Below are 13,957 nucleotides of genomic sequence, written 5' to 3' on the forward strand. Positions count from 1 at the left end.
GGGCGGTTGACGAACGCGCGTCAGTGGGCGTGGCCGTGACCGTGGCCGGCCTCGGCGGGCTCCTCTTCCTTCTTCTCGACGACCAGGGTCTCGGTCGTGAGCAGCAGGGAGGCGATGGAGGCGGCGTTCTCCAGGGCGGAGCGGGTGACCTTGACCGGGTCGATGACGCCGGCCTTCACCAGGTCGCCGTACTCACCGGTGGCGGCGTTGAAGCCCTGGCCCTTGTCCAGCTCGGCGACCTTGGAGGTGATGACATAGCCCTCCAGGCCGGCGTTCTCGGCGATCCAGCGCAGCGGCTCCACGGCGGCGCGGCGGACCACGGCGACACCGGTGGCCTCGTCGCCCTCCTTGCCCAGGTTGTCACCGAGCACCTTGACTGCGTGGACCAGCGCGGAGCCACCACCGGAGACGATGCCCTCCTCGACCGCGGCGCGGGTCGCGGAGATGGCGTCCTCCAGGCGGTGCTTGCGCTCCTTGAGCTCGACCTCGGTGGCCGCGCCGACGCGGATGACGCAGACGCCGCCGGCCAGCTTGGCCAGGCGCTCCTGGAGCTTCTCGCGGTCCCAGTCGGAGTCGGTGGTCTCGATCTCGGCCTTGATCTGGGCGACCCGGCCGGTGACGTCCTCGGACTTGCCGCCGCCGTCCACGATGGTGGTGTCGTCCTTGGTGACGGTGACGCGGCGGGCGGTGCCCAGCACCTCCAGGCCGGCCTGGTCGAGCTTGAGGCCGACCTCCTCGGCGATGACGGTGGCGCCGGTGAGGGCGGCCATGTCGCCCAGCATCGCCTTGCGGCGGTCACCGAAGCCCGGGGCCTTGACGGCCACCGCGTTGAAGGTGCCGCGGATCTTGTTGACCACCAGGGTGGAGAGCGCCTCGCCCTCGACATCCTCGGCGATGATCAGCAGCGGCTTGGAGCCACCGGCCTGGATGATCTTCTCCAGCAGCGGCAGCAGCTCGGTGATGGAGGAGATCTTGCCCTGGTGGATCAGGATGTAGGGGTCGTCCAGGACGGCCTCCATACGCTCCTGGTCGGTGACCATGTACGGCGAGAGGTAACCCTTGTCGAAGGCCATGCCCTCGGTGAAGTCCAGCTCCAGACCGAAGGTGTTGGACTCCTCGACGGTGATCACACCGTCCTTGCCGACCTTGTCCATCGCCTCGGCGATCAGCTCGCCGACCTGCTGGTCCTGCGCGGAGAGCGCGGCCACGGCGGCGATGTCGGACTTGTCGTCGATCGGACGGGCGGTGGCCAGCAGCTCCTCGGAGACGGCCTTGACCGCGGCGTCGATGCCCTTCTTCAGGGCGGCCGGGGAGGCACCGGCGGCGACATTGCGCAGACCCTCGCGGACCAGCGCCTGGGCCAGCACGGTGGCGGTGGTGGTGCCGTCACCCGCGATGTCGTTGGTCTTGGTCGCCACCTCCTTGACGAGCTGGGCGCCCAGGTTCTCGTACGCGTCCTCGAGCTCGACCTCGCGTGCGATGGTGACGCCGTCGTTGGTGATGGTGGGAGCGCCGAACTTCTTGTCGATGACGACATTGCGGCCCTTGGGGCCGATCGTCACCTTCACGGTGTCGGCAAGCTTGTTGACGCCGCGCTCAAGGGCGCGACGGGCGTCCTCGTCGAACTTCAGGATCTTGGCCATGGGGATAGGTGTCCTTCGCCGTGTCTTAAACGAACTGCGCCCCGGGCGCCCGGCTGTTTGTTACGCGGGTACCTGGGGCGCAGAACAGCTTCGAAGTATCGAAAGCCTTGGGTGAATTACTTCTCGATGATCGCGAGCACGTCGCGAGCCGAGAGAACGAGGTACTCCTCGTTCTGGTACTTCACCTCGGTGCCGCCGTACTTGCTGTAGAGAACGACGTCGCCGACCTTGACGTCGAGCGGGAGGCGCTCACCGTTCTCGAAGCGGCCCGGGCCGACGGCCAGGACAGCGCCCTCCTGGGGCTTCTCCTTGGCGGTGTCCGGAATGACCAGGCCGGAGGCCGTGGTCTGCTCGGCGTCCAGCGGCTGGACCACGATGCGGTCCTCGAGCGGCTTGATGGCAACCTTGGAGCTGGTGGTCGTCACGATCCGACCTCCCCCTTCGGAGATCTCACGGGGTTAACTGTCTGAGGGTGGCGACCAGGTGGATCCGTCGTCGCGGGTGCCGGACCTGCCCGTCGCTGCGTTTGGCACTCCCCGGTGGAGAGTGCCAACGGAAGCGAGACTATGACGCGCTTAGCACTCGGTCAAGCGGAGTGCCAATTCCCAGCGAGCCGTCCGGATCCGGCGCGCGCCCCTCGGACGCCGCGCGCCCCTCAGACGTAGTCCTCCAGCCTGGCCACCGTGTAGCCCTGCCGCTGGATGCTGCGCAGCATGTTGCTGACCATGGTGGTCATCGAGGCGCCCTTGAGCTCATGGGGGCCGCGGAAGTGGGCCAGCACAATGTCCCCCGGGTGCAGCCCGTCGCCGGTGGCGTAGCGCATGTCGTTGATCTGCATGGTGGCCTGCCAGAGCACCACGGCCTTGATCCCGCAGCCGCCGGCCACCGCCAGGGTGGCCTGGTTGTAGTTGCCGTACGGCGGGCGGAACAGCACCGGCCGCTTGCCCAGCCGCTTGGCCAGCCGGTCCTGCTGACCGCAGATCTCGCGCTGCTGGTCCTCCGCACTGAGAGTGCGCAGATTGGGGTGGCTGATGGTGTGGTTGTCGATGCCGTTGCCGAGCGCCCGCAGCTGCTGGAAGTAGCCATAGCCGCGCCCGGCGCGGGCTATCTGGTCGGTGAGGAACATGGTGAAGGGCAGCCTGAGGTCCTTGGTCATCTGGATGAACCGCGGATCCTTCTCCGCCCCGTCGTCGAAGGTGACAAAGACGATCTTGTCCTTGGTCGGCACCCGCCGGACGATCTGCGGGGTGGGGCCGGTGAAGTGGTCGGTCAGCCGGGTCGCGGGCGGCTTGGGCGGCGGGGCCAGCGGCTTGTCCAGCCCCCAGCGGCGGTAGGAGTCATCGGGCGGCGCACTGTGGGCCGGTGCGGCGGTATGGGTGACGGGGGCGCCGCTCGCCGCCTTGGACGGGCCGGAGGAGCCGCCGGAGCAGCCGGCCAGCAGCCCCGCGAACAGCAGCGCGGCGGCCCCGGCCGCACCGGCCCGGACGGCGCGGCCGCGCGGGCCACGGGATATTCGCGAGCGGCGGGATATACGGGCGGTGGGCGACGGCGCGGAGGCTGCAGACACGATCACACCACTGATTCTTGTCCAGTCGTTCGAGAAGCGCTCGGCATGGGACACCCCTCCGGGGTCCGGCCCCCGCCGCCCGCTCGGCGAGAATGAGCCCGTGCCCGCACCGAACGACGATCCCCGCACCGCCTTCGCCGCCCTGCTCACCGAGGAGGGCCAGGCCCTGCTGGCCGGGCTGCGCGACTACGACCCGGCCCGGGAACTGGCCACCGCCACCCGGCTGCGCCGGGAGCACGCCCCGGAGCTGGTGTCGGCGGCACTGGGGCAGGCGCGGCTGCGGCAGCGCGCGGTGGCCAAGTTCGGCGCCGAGGACGCCGGCCGGATGTTCTTCACCCCCAACGGCGTGGAACAGGCCACCCGCGCCTCGGTGGCCGCCCACCGCGCCCGGCGCTTCGCCGCGCTGGGGGTACGCCGGCTGGCCGACCTCTGCTGTGGCATCGGCGGTGACGCCATCGCGCTGGCCCGCGCCGGGGTCTCTGTGCTCGCCGTCGATCGCGACCCGCTGACCTGCGAGGTGGCCAGGGCCAATGCGGCCGCGCTGGGCCTGGCCGGGCTGATCGAGGTGCGCTGCGCCGATGTGACGGAGGTGGACACCGCCGGGTACGACGCCGTCTTCGTGGACCCCGCCCGCCGCGGCGGCCGCGGCCGCATTTTCGACCCGGAGGCGTACTCGCCGCCGCTGTCCTGGGCCGTGGAGGCCGCCCGTACCGCCCCGTACGCCGCCCTGAAGATCGCCCCCGGGGTGCCCCACGAGGCCATCCCCGAGGACGCGGAGGCGGAGTGGATCTCCGACGCCGGGGACGTCAAGGAGGCCGTTCTGTGGTTCGGCACCGAGCCGGGCGCCCGGCGGGCGACCCTGCTGCCCGGCGGTGCCTCGCTCACCGGCGAGGGCCTGCCGGATCCGGCGGTGCGCCCGGTGGGCCGCTACCTCTACGAGCCGGACGGCGCGGTGATCCGCGCCCATCTGGTCGCCGAGGCGGCCCGGGAGCTGGACGGCGGTCTGATCGACGAGACCATCGCCTACTTCACCGCCGACGCCCCGCGCCCGACGCCCTTTGCCACCGGCTATGAGATCACCGATGTGCTGCCCTTCAACCTCAAGCGGCTGAAGGCGATTCTGCGCGAGCGCGCGGTGGGCGTGGCCGTCATCAAGAAGCGGGGCTCGGCCGTGGAACCGGAGGAACTACGCAAAAAGCTGCGGCTGGACGGGCCCAACTCCTGTGTGATCGTGCTCACTCGGGTGGCGGGAGCGCCCGCGATGCTGCTGGGGCGGCCCGTCGGCGAGTGAGGCCCACCCTCACCCCAGCTCGGTGAGCTCCTCCGCATAGACCGTGGCCAGCGGCTGCGGGCCCACATACTGCTGGCAGTTGCACCGTCCCGGCTCGAAACGGACCGGCTTGCGGTCGGCGTCCCAGGCGACCGGAACCTCAACCGTCTCATGGCACTTGCCCTGTTTGTCGTGCTTCGCCAGGTGGTGCCCACAACCGCACACCGCGGCGGGCGGTTTGCCCGCCGCCTCCAGCTCGGCACGCTCCCTGCGCTGGGCCTCCATCAGCTCCAGCTTGCGCTTGTGCCGCACCCTCAGCGCGGACTTGGCGTTGTCGCGGAGCGACGCGGCGACGGCCCCAATGGGACCGATGGCAATGAACACCCACCACCACTGCACGCCGGCTCCCCCTCTCCTGTCATAGCTGGGCAACAGGATAAGGGCCGCCCGACGGGCGTCGAAGGGGCCGGAGACGGCGAACCGGGGTCGTCCGGATCAACCGGTCCGGCGCGCGTAGTAGTGCACCATGACCGCCCCGAGCAGCGGCCCCCACAGCAGCAGCGGCGAGTAGAGCACGATGATCAGCCCGTACCCCCAGTCGCTGACGTCCATGTCCGCGTGCAGGGAGGACCAGACGAAGAGCACACCGTAGACCGTCACCGCCAGCGCCCCCAGCGCGGCGGGCACCACCGCGGCCGCCACCGGCACCCGCCTGCCGCGCAGCAACGGCAGCCAGCGCGGCCAGACTTCGCCCCACGGCTGCACCAGGCCCAGGCTGAGGAAGGCCAGTGCCTCGGCGAACAGGCTCAGCCCCACCAGCGCCACCGTCCCCCACCCCGGCACATGCATCTGCCTCAGCTCGGAGCGGCCCAGCCCCACCGGGATCCCCACCGCGATGGCCACCCGCCACAGCCCCGAGGGCACCGCGGTCAGCGCCGCGACGTGCGCCGCCCGGCTCGCCCAGCGGGGCACGCCGGGAACGGTACGGAAGGCGGATCTCACGGACATGGCAACTCCCTGGCAGCGAGCGCCCGTTCTCCCTTGGACCGGGCGGCACTTCAGCCTCGCCCGGCCACCGCCCGCACACCATCGGCCGATCGGCAGACCGTGCCGCCGCCCCGTCCGCCGATCGGCAGAGCCGGCCGCCGGAGCCGGGCCGTCAGCCGGTGAACGCCGCCCGGTGGTCCCTGGCCCACTCGGCGAAGCCGGTGGCCGGGCGGCCCAGTACCCGGGGCAGGTCGTCGCTGAACACCTCGGCGCGGCCGTCCCGTACCGCCTCGACCCCCGCCATCACCTGGTCCACAAAGGCGGGGTCCGGCCGGTAGGCCAGCATCTGTTGGCGCAGCCGCTCCAGGGGTATGTCCGCCAGGGTGACGGGACGGCCCAACTCGGCGCTCAGCACGGCCGCCTGCTCCCCGGCGCTGATCAGTTCCGGTCCGGTGAGGGTGTACGCCCGCCCCTGGTGCCGATCGGAAGTGAGCGCCAGCACCGCCACCTCGGCGACATCCCTGGGGTCCACCACGCCCAGCCGGCCGGAGCCGAAGCGGTTGGGCGCCGGCTCGCCGGCCCGGATCGCCGGGGCCCACTCCAGGGCGTTGGAGGCGAAGGCGGACGGCCGCAGAAAGGTCCAGCCCAACCCGCTTTCCCGGGCGGCCCGTTCACCCGCCTCATGCCAGGGCGGCGGCTCCGCCCCCGCCATGCCGATCGAGGACAGCTTGACCACCCGGCGCACCCCGGCCGCCCGGGCCGCGCCGATCAGCGCCCGGTCATGGTCCGGGATCTCCGGTCCGGCGCCGGACAGCGCGAACACCGCCGTGGCGCCGTGCACCGCCCGCTCCAGCGAGGCGGTGTCCCCGAAGTCGCCCGCGACCACCTCCACTTCGTCCGGCAGGCGGGCGGCGGCCGGATTGCGGGTCATGGCCCGCACCGGCTCCCCACGCGCGATGAGCTGACGTACCACTTGGCTGCCGATGGTGCCGGTGGCACCGGTGATCAGGATCATGCGTTCACCGTGCCGGACGGCCGCCGGCGGCCACTAGGAAGTTCCGGCACAGTTGCGGCCCGGAAGGGGGCGGGTGGCGGGGCGGCGGGTTAGCGTGCCGGGGTGAGTACGAGCGTGCAAGCACCGGCCAGGGTGCCGGTTCCGGTGCCGCTGCGGCCCTGGGTCGCCGGAGCGGAGATCCTCTCCTACCCGGCCGCCGGCCACCGTCCGATCGTCCATCTGCCCGACGGTGCCGCCGCCTTGACCTACTGCAAGGGCCGCCTGGTGGTCACCGGACCGCGCACCCGGGCCGGTTATGTGCCCGCCAAGGAGGTGCGGCAGGCGGTACGCATCCGCCTCCGCCCCGGCCATGCGCTGCCCGTGCTGGGCGTGCCGCTGAGCGCGCTCACCGACCAGGCCATCGGGCTGGACGAGCTGTGGGGGCCGTCCGGTCACCGGCTGGCCGAGGAGCTGCGGGGGCTGGGCCCCGGCCCGGAGCCGGTGCTGCGCCGGCTGCGGGGTGCGCTGCTGGACCGGGCCGACGGGCAGCGGACCGGGGAGCTGGACAACGCCGCGCTGGTGTACGCGGCCGCGCGCCGGCTGGGCACGGCCCGGCCGCATGCGCTGCCCGAGATCGCCCGCGAACTGGGCGTCAGTGAACGGCACCTGCGCACCCTGTTCACCCGGGGTACGGGCCTGAACCCCCGGCTCTACGGGCGCATCGCCCGGGTCCGGCGGGCCCTGGCCACGGTCACCGGCGCCGACGGGGCCCGGGCGGCCGGCGAGGCCGGGTATTACGACCAGTCCCATATGGGGGCGGAGTTCCGGGCGTTGATGGGGGTCTCCCCCAGCGCCTACCGGGCCGGACGGCTGCCGGAGCCCCGGCCCTGCGGGACGCCTCCCAACGCCTAGGGCGCGATGGGCAGTTGGCGCTTGTGGGCGGTGAGGTGGTACCGGGCGGCGATTTTCTCGAACGCTTCGGGGGCCACCGGCTTGCCCTCCAGGAAGTCGTCGATGTCGTCGTAGGTGACGCCGAGCGCGTCCTCGTCGGCCTTGCCCGGGGACAGGGTTTCCAGGTCGGCCGTGGGGGTCTTCCACACCAGCTCGGCGGGGGCGCCCAGGGCCTCCGCCAGGGCGCGCACCCGGCGCTTGGTCAGGCCGGTGAGCGGAACGAGGTCGGCGGCGCCGTCACCGAACTTGGTGAAGAAGCCGGAGACCGCCTCGGCGGCGTGGTCGGTGCCCACCACCAGGCCGTTGTGCGCGCCGGCCACCGCATACTGGGCGATCATGCGCTGCCGCGCCTTGATATTGCCGTGGACAAAGTCCTGGTGACCGGCGTCACGGAAACCCACCCCGGCAGCCAGCGTGGCCTGGAGCGCGGCGTCGCTCGCGGGCTTGATGTCCACGGTCAGTACCTGGTCGGGGCGGATGAAGGAGAGCGCGAGCTGGGCGTCACGCTCATCGGCCTGGACCCCGTAGGGCAGCCGCATCGCATAGAACCGCGCCGGGTGCCCGGCCGCCCTGGCCCGCTCCACCGCGAGCTGGCACAGCCGGCCGGTGGTGGTGGAGTCCACGCCGCCGCTGATGCCGAGCACCAGGGAGGACAGACCGGTGGCGGTCAGCCGCTCGGTGAGGAAGGCCACCCGGCGTTCGATCTCCCGCTCCGCCTGGAAGACCTCGGCGACCTGGAGGTCCCGGGCGATCTCCTGTTGCAGGGCTATGGACGCCGGCTCGCTCACGTCTGCTCCTTGATTCCGTCTGATTCCGTCTCGCGGTGCGCTTCCGTCTCACGGTGCGGTCCCGTCTTACGTTGCGCTGTCGCGGCCCACCCTACCCAGCGGGTGTCCGGGGGCTCAGGGACGCCAGCAGGGCCGCCAGCTCGACGGGCCGGGAGAGCATGGGCCAGTGCCCGGTGGGCAGGTGGTGCACCTCCATCCCGGCCAGCGGCGCGAACAGCGGATGCCCGCTGTCCGCCCACTGGCGCACCTGCTCCGGTGTGGAGGTGCAGCTGATCAGCGAACGCGGCACCGGCGGCAGCCCCTTGGGCAGCTCCAGGCTGCCGGTGGCCGCCGCGAAGGGTTCCGGGGTGGCCAACCGGCGCAGCCGGGCGAGGTGTTCGCCGGTGAGCCCGGCCAGCTCACCGTCGTCGGGCCGGTCGAAGGGCGGCGGGGGCAGCATCCGGCCCTCGCCCCGCTCGGCCACCTGCCGGCGCCATTCCTCCTGGGCCTCCCGGGGGTTGGCGTCCAGCACCGACACCCCGGCGGGCAGCGGGGCGCTGTCCAGATACACCAGCCGCGCGATCCGGCCGGGCAGCCGCTCGGCGGCACCGGTGACCGGCACGGTCGCCCCGCTGTGTGCCACCAGCAGCACCTCGCGCAGATCATGGTCCTCGATCAGCCGCACCAGGTCGGTGATGTGTGTCTCCACCCCGACCCCGGGCGCCGCCTCCCCGGCCCGCTCACCGACTCCGGTCAGCGTCACCGGGTACACCGTGTGCCCGGCGGCCCGCAGCTCACGGGCCACTTCCTCCCAGACCCAGGCGCCCAGCCAGAACCCGGGAACCAGCACCATCGCCGTCATCGCCGCACCCCTCTCGGTCTTATCGCCCGCATGCTAGGGACCATGGCGGACACCGGGTGTCCTCAATCCCTTCCGATCCCCCGTGCGCCCCTCCCCACAAGAGTGAGGACAGGTGCACCGCCCGCCCGGCGGGGCAGCCTGAGTGTGCTCAACCCACCTCAAACGCCTTTCAGGAGAGCCGAGTTGAACACCTTCCGACGGGTCGCGACCACCCTCGCCGCTGCCGCCCTGCTGGCCCTCGGCAGTCTGGCCCTGGCCACCCCCTCCCAGGCGAACGACAATGACCGGCACCCCGGCCGCTGTGAATGCGCCCACGGGGTCTCGGATGACACGCTGGACACCGCGGCCGGCCTGGTGCAAACCCTGCAGACGATTCTGTAGGGCCCGGTCGGCCTCCCGCCCGAGGTGACCGGCCGGACCACGTCCTACCCCGCATCGAGATCACCCGCGCCGGTCACCGAGGAGGCCACTGGGGCCAACCGGCATCCGCCGCCGGACGGACCTCGGCGAACAGCTCCTGCTCCGGGAACCCGCAAAGTGCGGGTGCCGCACGGCAGAGCGGAGGGTTAGTCTCCACCGCATGTCTCGGTGGGAATGGGCGGAAATAGTCATTGACGGGAGCGCACCCGAGGGGGTGCGGGTGAGGCGGTCTCCGGAGGGATACGGCACCAAGGACACGGCCTACCGGGCGCTTCAGCGATATCTGCTGGACCGGAAGCTCGAGGGTTCGCCCTCGCACACCGCCGCCTGGGACCTGGTGGCGGAGACCGTAAGCCCGCTTCCGGACCCGGTCGCGGTGCCGGGGGCGGTCTGGCTGCTCCGCCGGGCCGGGGCGGCGAAGCGGATGACGGTGGAGGTCCCGGACGGGACGGGAGTACCGCGCCCCGTGACCGTGCGGCTGGGCGCGCCCGCCGCCGTGCGGGGCGGCAAGGGGCCGTCGTCGGGGACCTGGGTGGCGGTGCTGGGTGTGCTGTTCCTGGTCCTGGGAGCGCTGATGATTTACTTCAGCACCGCCGGGGACAAGGATGTGCTGGTGTGGCAGGGGCATGTGGTGGCCCCCAACGACCGCTGTCTGGGGGCCGAGAACCGGCGGTGCGGCGATGTGGCCCATTCGGAACGGCGCTACCAGCCGGCCAGCGTCAACGGCCTGGTCGGCGGCAGCGTGTTCACGGTGATGGGCGCGGGCTGCCTCTGGCTGGCCCGGCGGCAGGGCTGACGCACTAACGCCGGTCGTCCCGAATGCGGTAACCGCCCTTGACCACCGCGCTGTCCGGGGCCGGGGCCATGCACTTGGTCAGCGGGGGCTCGTCTTTCCCGGTCGCCCCGGACAGGCCGATCCGGCTGGGGCCGGAGTGCTTTCCGGCGACATAGAAGCTGACGCCCATCCGGATCGGCTTCCCGCCCTGCCAGTGCAGGAACTTCTTCCAGAAGGGCCCGGCATCGGTGAGCGTTCCGGTGACGGTGGCGACGGGCCCGCCCACTCTTACGCAATCCACCTTGAAATCCCCCCAGTTGAACCAGGCGGGACCCTTCGGCCCGGTATAGCGGTGGCTGATGCGGAACGTCCCCCGGGAGCTCGCGGGGTTGAAGGGCTGGTCGCGGTCGAAGAGAGCCTGGGCGTTGACGGTGACCTGGATGTCGTTTCCGGCTTCCGGCCAGGCCATCCGGGCCCATCCCTTGATGCCGGCGGCCACCGGCTTGGCCACCGGCTTGGCCGCCGGTGCGGCCGTGGCAGCGGGGGTGCCGCCGACAAGCAGGGTCGCGGCGAGAAGCGCCAACAGGCCACCGCTACGTACTGAGTTGCCCCGCATGATGATTCTCCGCTCTGTTCCATGCCATGCCATTGGGATCGCCTCTGATCCTGGTCAATGGCAGGCATCGGACCATCCCTCCCGGGGAGGAAGACCCTCCGCCCGGCGGCGGAATCAGACCGGGGCGGCACCGTTGAGCGCCTGCCGCAGCGCACCGGGCGTATCCCCGTACCAGCGCTGCACCGCCCGCCGCAGGGCCCGCGCATTGGCATAACCGGTGCGCGTGGCAATGGAGTCGATGCTGAGGTCGGTGGTGCGCAGGAGTTGGGTGATCTGCTCGCGGCGTACGGACTCCACCTGTTCGCTCCAGGTGGTGCCGTGCTCGTCCAGGCGCCGTTGCAGGGTACGGGTGCTGACGGCCAGCCGCTGGGCCACCGAGGCAAGGGTCACCGCGTCATCGGCGTACGCGGCCCGCAGGGCGACCTGGAAGGTGTCCAGCCAGCTGTGCAGGGGGATGGAGGCGGCCAGCGACTGTTCGGCGTGCCGCCTCAGCACCGTTGACAGGCCCGGTTGCGCATAGGGCGTCGCCGCGCGCAGATCGGAGGCGAGGAAGGTGATGGAACTGACCGGCGCCTCGAAGTCGATGGCCCGGGTGCCGTAGAGCTCGACCAGGCTGCCATGGCGCCTGGGCGCCTTCGCCGCCAGGGCCACCCTGGTCGGCACCAGCTGCCGCCGGGCCGCCTCGCCGAGCCGCCGCTGATAGAGGCCGAGTGCGAAGGAGCGGATGGCGGAGGCGGCGTCATAGGTGAGGTCCGCCAGGTTCACATGGCTGATGGTGATCTGCTCGCCGTCCTCCACGATCTCGATCGCCTCGGTACCGGCGTCCGCGATGGTGGCCAGATAGGTGGAGGAGTCCCGGGCCCCGTCCAGAAGGGTGGGACCGGAGGTCAGCAGATAGTCCCAGAGCCCCAGGGATCCCAGCTGGGAGCGCCGCACCAGCAGGGGTGCGACCTCGGTCCAGGACGCCTTGACGACCATTAACTCCCAGACATGGATGGCCGAGGCGGAGGGAGTGCGATAGAGGTCGTCATTGAGGTACTCGGGCGCCAGCCCCAGGAGGTGCGCGTATTTGGCCCGGGGGATCCCGAGTTCGGCCGCACCGTCCACGACGAGGCGTGCGACGGCGGAGGATGTTGTCCCTTTGTCGGTACTCCCGGCCACGATCGCCCAGCATAGGGCAGTGCGATGCGCCAGCCTGTTGCCGCTTCCTGGCGTAGGTTGTCCTCTCCCCGGCGCGGAGGGTCCCCTCTGGCGCGCACGGTCCCCTTGCTGGCATCCCAGGGCACTCGGCCGGTGACGCTCGGTCCCCTAGCGTGGGGGTACCGCGCGGCGCCGGTGGTGTCTCACCAGGTTCCAGGCCGCTCAGCCGGCGCCGCGCATGTTCGCTCCGCTGAGGTTGGGGGTTGGGGTGCGCAGGGGTACGGGGGTCCCCTGCACCAACTCGGCTCCGGACGCGGCTTGTTGGCGGTACGGCCCCCTCAGGCGGCTCGCCGATGCGTTTCCGGGCGCCCCCTCAGGGGCGCGGGCAGCTCCTCACTCGCCTCCGGGCGCCCACCAGGGGCGCGGGGAACTGCGCGACCAGCCACGGACGGCGTGTACACGAGATACGACCGGAGGAGCCACGGTCCAATGGGCGGCCGTCAGGCCCGGCCCACCAAGGCGACCAGGGCGGCCCACGCGGCGACGGGAACGGTCAGCTGGGGGCCGGGTATTCGTTTGCTGTCCCGTATGTGGACACCCTGGGTACAGCTACGCACCTCCACGCATTCTCCGCCCGACGTACCGCTGTAACTGGACTTACGCCACCCGATCGCGACGTCAACGCAATTGCCGCCCCCAGTGCCGCTGCAGCTGGGCTTTGCCCACGCAAGGACTGCCGCACCGCTACGGGCACCTGAGCCGCCAGCACAGTTGCTTGCCCTTCGGGCCGATTCCGCTCTCACAGCTCCTCCACAAGCTTGCGGATGAATCGCACGGACTCCTCAGGGCTGAGAGCACGCTGAGCGATCACGACGTACCTTTGCGCTGCAATCGCCACCTTCTCCGGGTCCGCGTACAGGACGCCCGACTGTTGCCCCTCTTCGTAAGCGATGCGGTCATGGTCAGGCATCTCCAGCACGATCAAAGGCCCGTCCAGTCCCGGATGTGCCCCGCCGGCAGGCAACACCTGTAGCGTCACATTGCGCCGCTCGGCAACCGCGAGCAAGTGCTCCAACTGACGCCTGTGCAGACCCTTGTCGCCGAATGGGTACCTGAGTACGGTCTCCAGGATGACGAAGTTGAACACCTTCGTCTGCTTGTCCAGCATGGCCTGGCGCTCAAGCCTTGCGGCAGTGCGTTCCTCGATGGTCTCGTCATCCAGGGGCGGCCAGCGGGCCTTGAACAGTAGCCGCACCGTCTCTTCCGTTTGAAGCAAGCCCGGAATCAGCAGCGGCTGGTACGCGCTGATCGCGATGGCATCCGCCTCATGACGCATATAGTCCTGCGCATACGAGACGAACCGCTCCGGCTTCAAATAATCTTGTGCGGCCAGCAACATGCCGTGCGCCTCGCACATCTGGTCCGCGACCTGAAGCAACCGAAGCGTGGGGCGCCGTCGCCCCAACTCCATGGACTTCACGTACTCGTAGTCGTACCCCGCCTCCTTCGCGAGCTGGTCCCGCGTGACCCCCGCCCGCTCACGCCACAGCTTGATCTGGTGACCGCAGTACCGCCAGGCAATCGGCGGCTCCGCTTCTCCCACGGGGAACCCCCTCACTACGGGCTACCGATGTACCCGCATACTCCGTACCCCTTCGGCTACTACGCAGCGTAGCGAGGTGACCACCAAGCTCGCCCCGTGAACAGCAAAACGCCACCCCTCAGCTCATACGTCGTAGACACCCGCACCAACCGCGTCGGTCAAGTCATGGACCACATGGAGTCCTTGGTGCAGCTCCGCCCGCCCGGCGGCGGGCTGGAGTGGGACTGTCCGCCGGAGGCGACCCGCCCCATCACCTTCCGGGCCGTCCTGAAGGACCCGGAAGCCAAGGAGCGGCTGAGGCAACAACTGACTCAGCCCTCACCCTCATCCGGCTGAGCCCACCTCGGCACCGTGCGCCGCCG

The 13,957-nt window shown here is 71.0% G+C and carries 17 protein-coding genes; 5 read left to right on the plus strand and 12 right to left on the minus strand.

The features are described 5' to 3' along the window. Window positions 1-20: 20 nt before the first annotated feature. From groL to CV755_RS20705, 3 genes are all read right to left on the minus strand, one after another. Window positions 21-1,643, minus strand: a complete 1,623-nt coding sequence (groL, locus tag CV755_RS20695) for a chaperonin GroEL (RefSeq protein ID WP_109281677.1) — start codon at window positions 1,641-1,643, stop codon at window positions 21-23. Between the two features lie 116 nt (window positions 1,644-1,759). Beyond that, complete coding sequence (groES, locus tag CV755_RS20700) at window positions 1,760-2,068, minus strand: co-chaperone GroES (RefSeq protein WP_109281678.1); 309 nt, start codon at window positions 2,066-2,068, stop codon at window positions 1,760-1,762. A 230-nt stretch (window positions 2,069-2,298) separates the two neighbouring features. Next, a complete protein-coding gene (locus CV755_RS20705; RefSeq protein ID WP_241561312.1) occupies window positions 2,299-3,216 on the minus strand; it encodes a polysaccharide deacetylase family protein in 918 nt (305 codons plus the stop codon). Window positions 3,217-3,310: 94 nt separating this feature from the next. Here CV755_RS20705 and CV755_RS20710 point away from each other — a divergent pair, with 94 nt between their 5' ends. Continuing rightward, on the plus strand, window positions 3,311-4,501 hold the full coding sequence (locus CV755_RS20710) for a class I SAM-dependent methyltransferase (RefSeq protein WP_109281679.1): 1,191 nt from the start codon (window positions 3,311-3,313) through the stop codon (window positions 4,499-4,501). Between the two features lie 9 nt (window positions 4,502-4,510). Here the strand turns inward: CV755_RS20710 and CV755_RS20715 are convergent, their stop codons facing one another. From CV755_RS20715 to CV755_RS20725, 3 genes are all read right to left on the minus strand, one after another. After that, window positions 4,511-4,879, minus strand: coding sequence for a hypothetical protein (locus tag CV755_RS20715; protein ID WP_241561313.1), 369 nt, complete (start codon window positions 4,877-4,879; stop codon window positions 4,511-4,513). A gap of 96 nt (window positions 4,880-4,975) precedes the next feature. Next, window positions 4,976-5,488: a hypothetical protein gene (locus tag CV755_RS20720; protein ID WP_206608440.1), complete on the minus strand. Its 513-nt coding sequence runs from the start codon at window positions 5,486-5,488 to the stop codon at window positions 4,976-4,978. A 151-nt stretch (window positions 5,489-5,639) separates the two neighbouring features. Beyond that, window positions 5,640-6,482: an SDR family oxidoreductase gene (locus CV755_RS20725; protein WP_109281681.1), complete on the minus strand. Its 843-nt coding sequence runs from the start codon at window positions 6,480-6,482 to the stop codon at window positions 5,640-5,642. A 102-nt stretch (window positions 6,483-6,584) separates the two neighbouring features. Here CV755_RS20725 and CV755_RS20730 point away from each other — a divergent pair, with 102 nt between their 5' ends. Further along, complete coding sequence (locus CV755_RS20730; RefSeq protein WP_109281682.1) at window positions 6,585-7,373, plus strand: AraC family transcriptional regulator; 789 nt, start codon at window positions 6,585-6,587, stop codon at window positions 7,371-7,373. Here the strand turns inward: CV755_RS20730 and nadE are convergent. Both nadE and CV755_RS20740 read right to left on the minus strand, forming a co-directional pair. Then, window positions 7,370-8,200: an ammonia-dependent NAD(+) synthetase gene (nadE, locus tag CV755_RS20735; protein WP_109281683.1), complete on the minus strand. Its 831-nt coding sequence runs from the start codon at window positions 8,198-8,200 to the stop codon at window positions 7,370-7,372. The two genes, CV755_RS20730 and nadE, sit on opposite strands and share 4 nt — an antisense overlap. 91 nt (window positions 8,201-8,291) lie before the next feature. After that, window positions 8,292-9,041, minus strand: coding sequence for an alpha/beta fold hydrolase (locus CV755_RS20740; RefSeq protein WP_109281684.1), 750 nt, complete (start codon window positions 9,039-9,041; stop codon window positions 8,292-8,294). A 183-nt stretch (window positions 9,042-9,224) separates the two neighbouring features. Between CV755_RS20740 and CV755_RS20745 the strand changes: the two genes are divergently transcribed. Both CV755_RS20745 and CV755_RS20750 read left to right on the plus strand, forming a co-directional pair. Next, the gene (locus CV755_RS20745) at window positions 9,225-9,422 is read left to right on the plus strand and encodes a hypothetical protein (protein ID WP_109281685.1); all 198 of its coding nucleotides are present in this window, start codon (window positions 9,225-9,227) and stop codon (window positions 9,420-9,422) included. A gap of 259 nt (window positions 9,423-9,681) precedes the next feature. After that, window positions 9,682-10,257: a hypothetical protein gene (locus tag CV755_RS20750; protein WP_153068725.1), complete on the plus strand. Its 576-nt coding sequence runs from the start codon at window positions 9,682-9,684 to the stop codon at window positions 10,255-10,257. Window positions 10,258-10,261: 4 nt separating this feature from the next. Here the strand turns inward: CV755_RS20750 and CV755_RS20755 are convergent, their stop codons facing one another. The 4 genes from CV755_RS20755 to CV755_RS20770 all read right to left on the minus strand — a co-directional run bounded on the left by CV755_RS20755 (window position 10,262) and on the right by CV755_RS20770 (window position 13,595). Beyond that, a complete protein-coding gene (locus CV755_RS20755; protein ID WP_109281687.1) occupies window positions 10,262-10,852 on the minus strand; it encodes a hypothetical protein in 591 nt (196 codons plus the stop codon). Window positions 10,853-10,966: 114 nt separating this feature from the next. Next, entirely contained in the window at window positions 10,967-12,013 is a 1,047-nt protein-coding gene (locus CV755_RS20760; RefSeq protein ID WP_109281688.1) for an AraC family transcriptional regulator, read from the minus strand. 479 nt (window positions 12,014-12,492) lie between these two features. Then, window positions 12,493-12,795, minus strand: a complete 303-nt coding sequence (locus tag CV755_RS36960) for a DUF397 domain-containing protein (protein WP_109281689.1) — start codon at window positions 12,793-12,795, stop codon at window positions 12,493-12,495. Next, window positions 12,792-13,595 (minus strand): helix-turn-helix domain-containing protein, encoded by an 804-nt coding sequence (locus CV755_RS20770; protein WP_241561314.1) that lies wholly within the window; start codon window positions 13,593-13,595, stop codon window positions 12,792-12,794. The genes CV755_RS36960 and CV755_RS20770 overlap by 4 nt, the downstream gene beginning before the upstream one ends. Before the next feature lie 186 nt (window positions 13,596-13,781). On the opposite strand from CV755_RS20770, the gene CV755_RS36260 reads away from it, so the two are divergent. Then, window positions 13,782-13,931: a hypothetical protein gene (locus CV755_RS36260; RefSeq protein ID WP_241561315.1), complete on the plus strand. Its 150-nt coding sequence runs from the start codon at window positions 13,782-13,784 to the stop codon at window positions 13,929-13,931. The last annotated feature ends 26 nt before the right edge of the window (window positions 13,932-13,957 follow it).

It is taken from the genome of Streptomyces orinoci (assembly GCF_003121295.1).
Lineage (GTDB): Bacteria > Actinomycetota > Actinomycetes > Streptomycetales > Streptomycetaceae > Streptomyces > Streptomyces orinoci.

Coding starts and splice junctions, on each gene's coding strand:
- groL (WP_109281677.1), bottom strand. CDS start 1,643: ATGGCCAAGATCCTGAAGTTCGACGAGGACGCCCGTCGCGCCCTTGAG.
- CV755_RS20720 (WP_206608440.1), bottom strand. CDS start 5,488: ATGTCCGTGAGATCCGCCTTCCGTACCGTTCCCGGCGTGCCCCGCTGG.
- CV755_RS20725 (WP_109281681.1), bottom strand. CDS start 6,482: ATGATCCTGATCACCGGTGCCACCGGCACCATCGGCAGCCAAGTGGTA.
- CV755_RS20755 (WP_109281687.1), bottom strand. CDS start 10,852: ATGCGGGGCAACTCAGTACGTAGCGGTGGCCTGTTGGCGCTTCTCGCC.
- CV755_RS20740 (WP_109281684.1), bottom strand. CDS start 9,041: ATGACGGCGATGGTGCTGGTTCCCGGGTTCTGGCTGGGCGCCTGGGTC.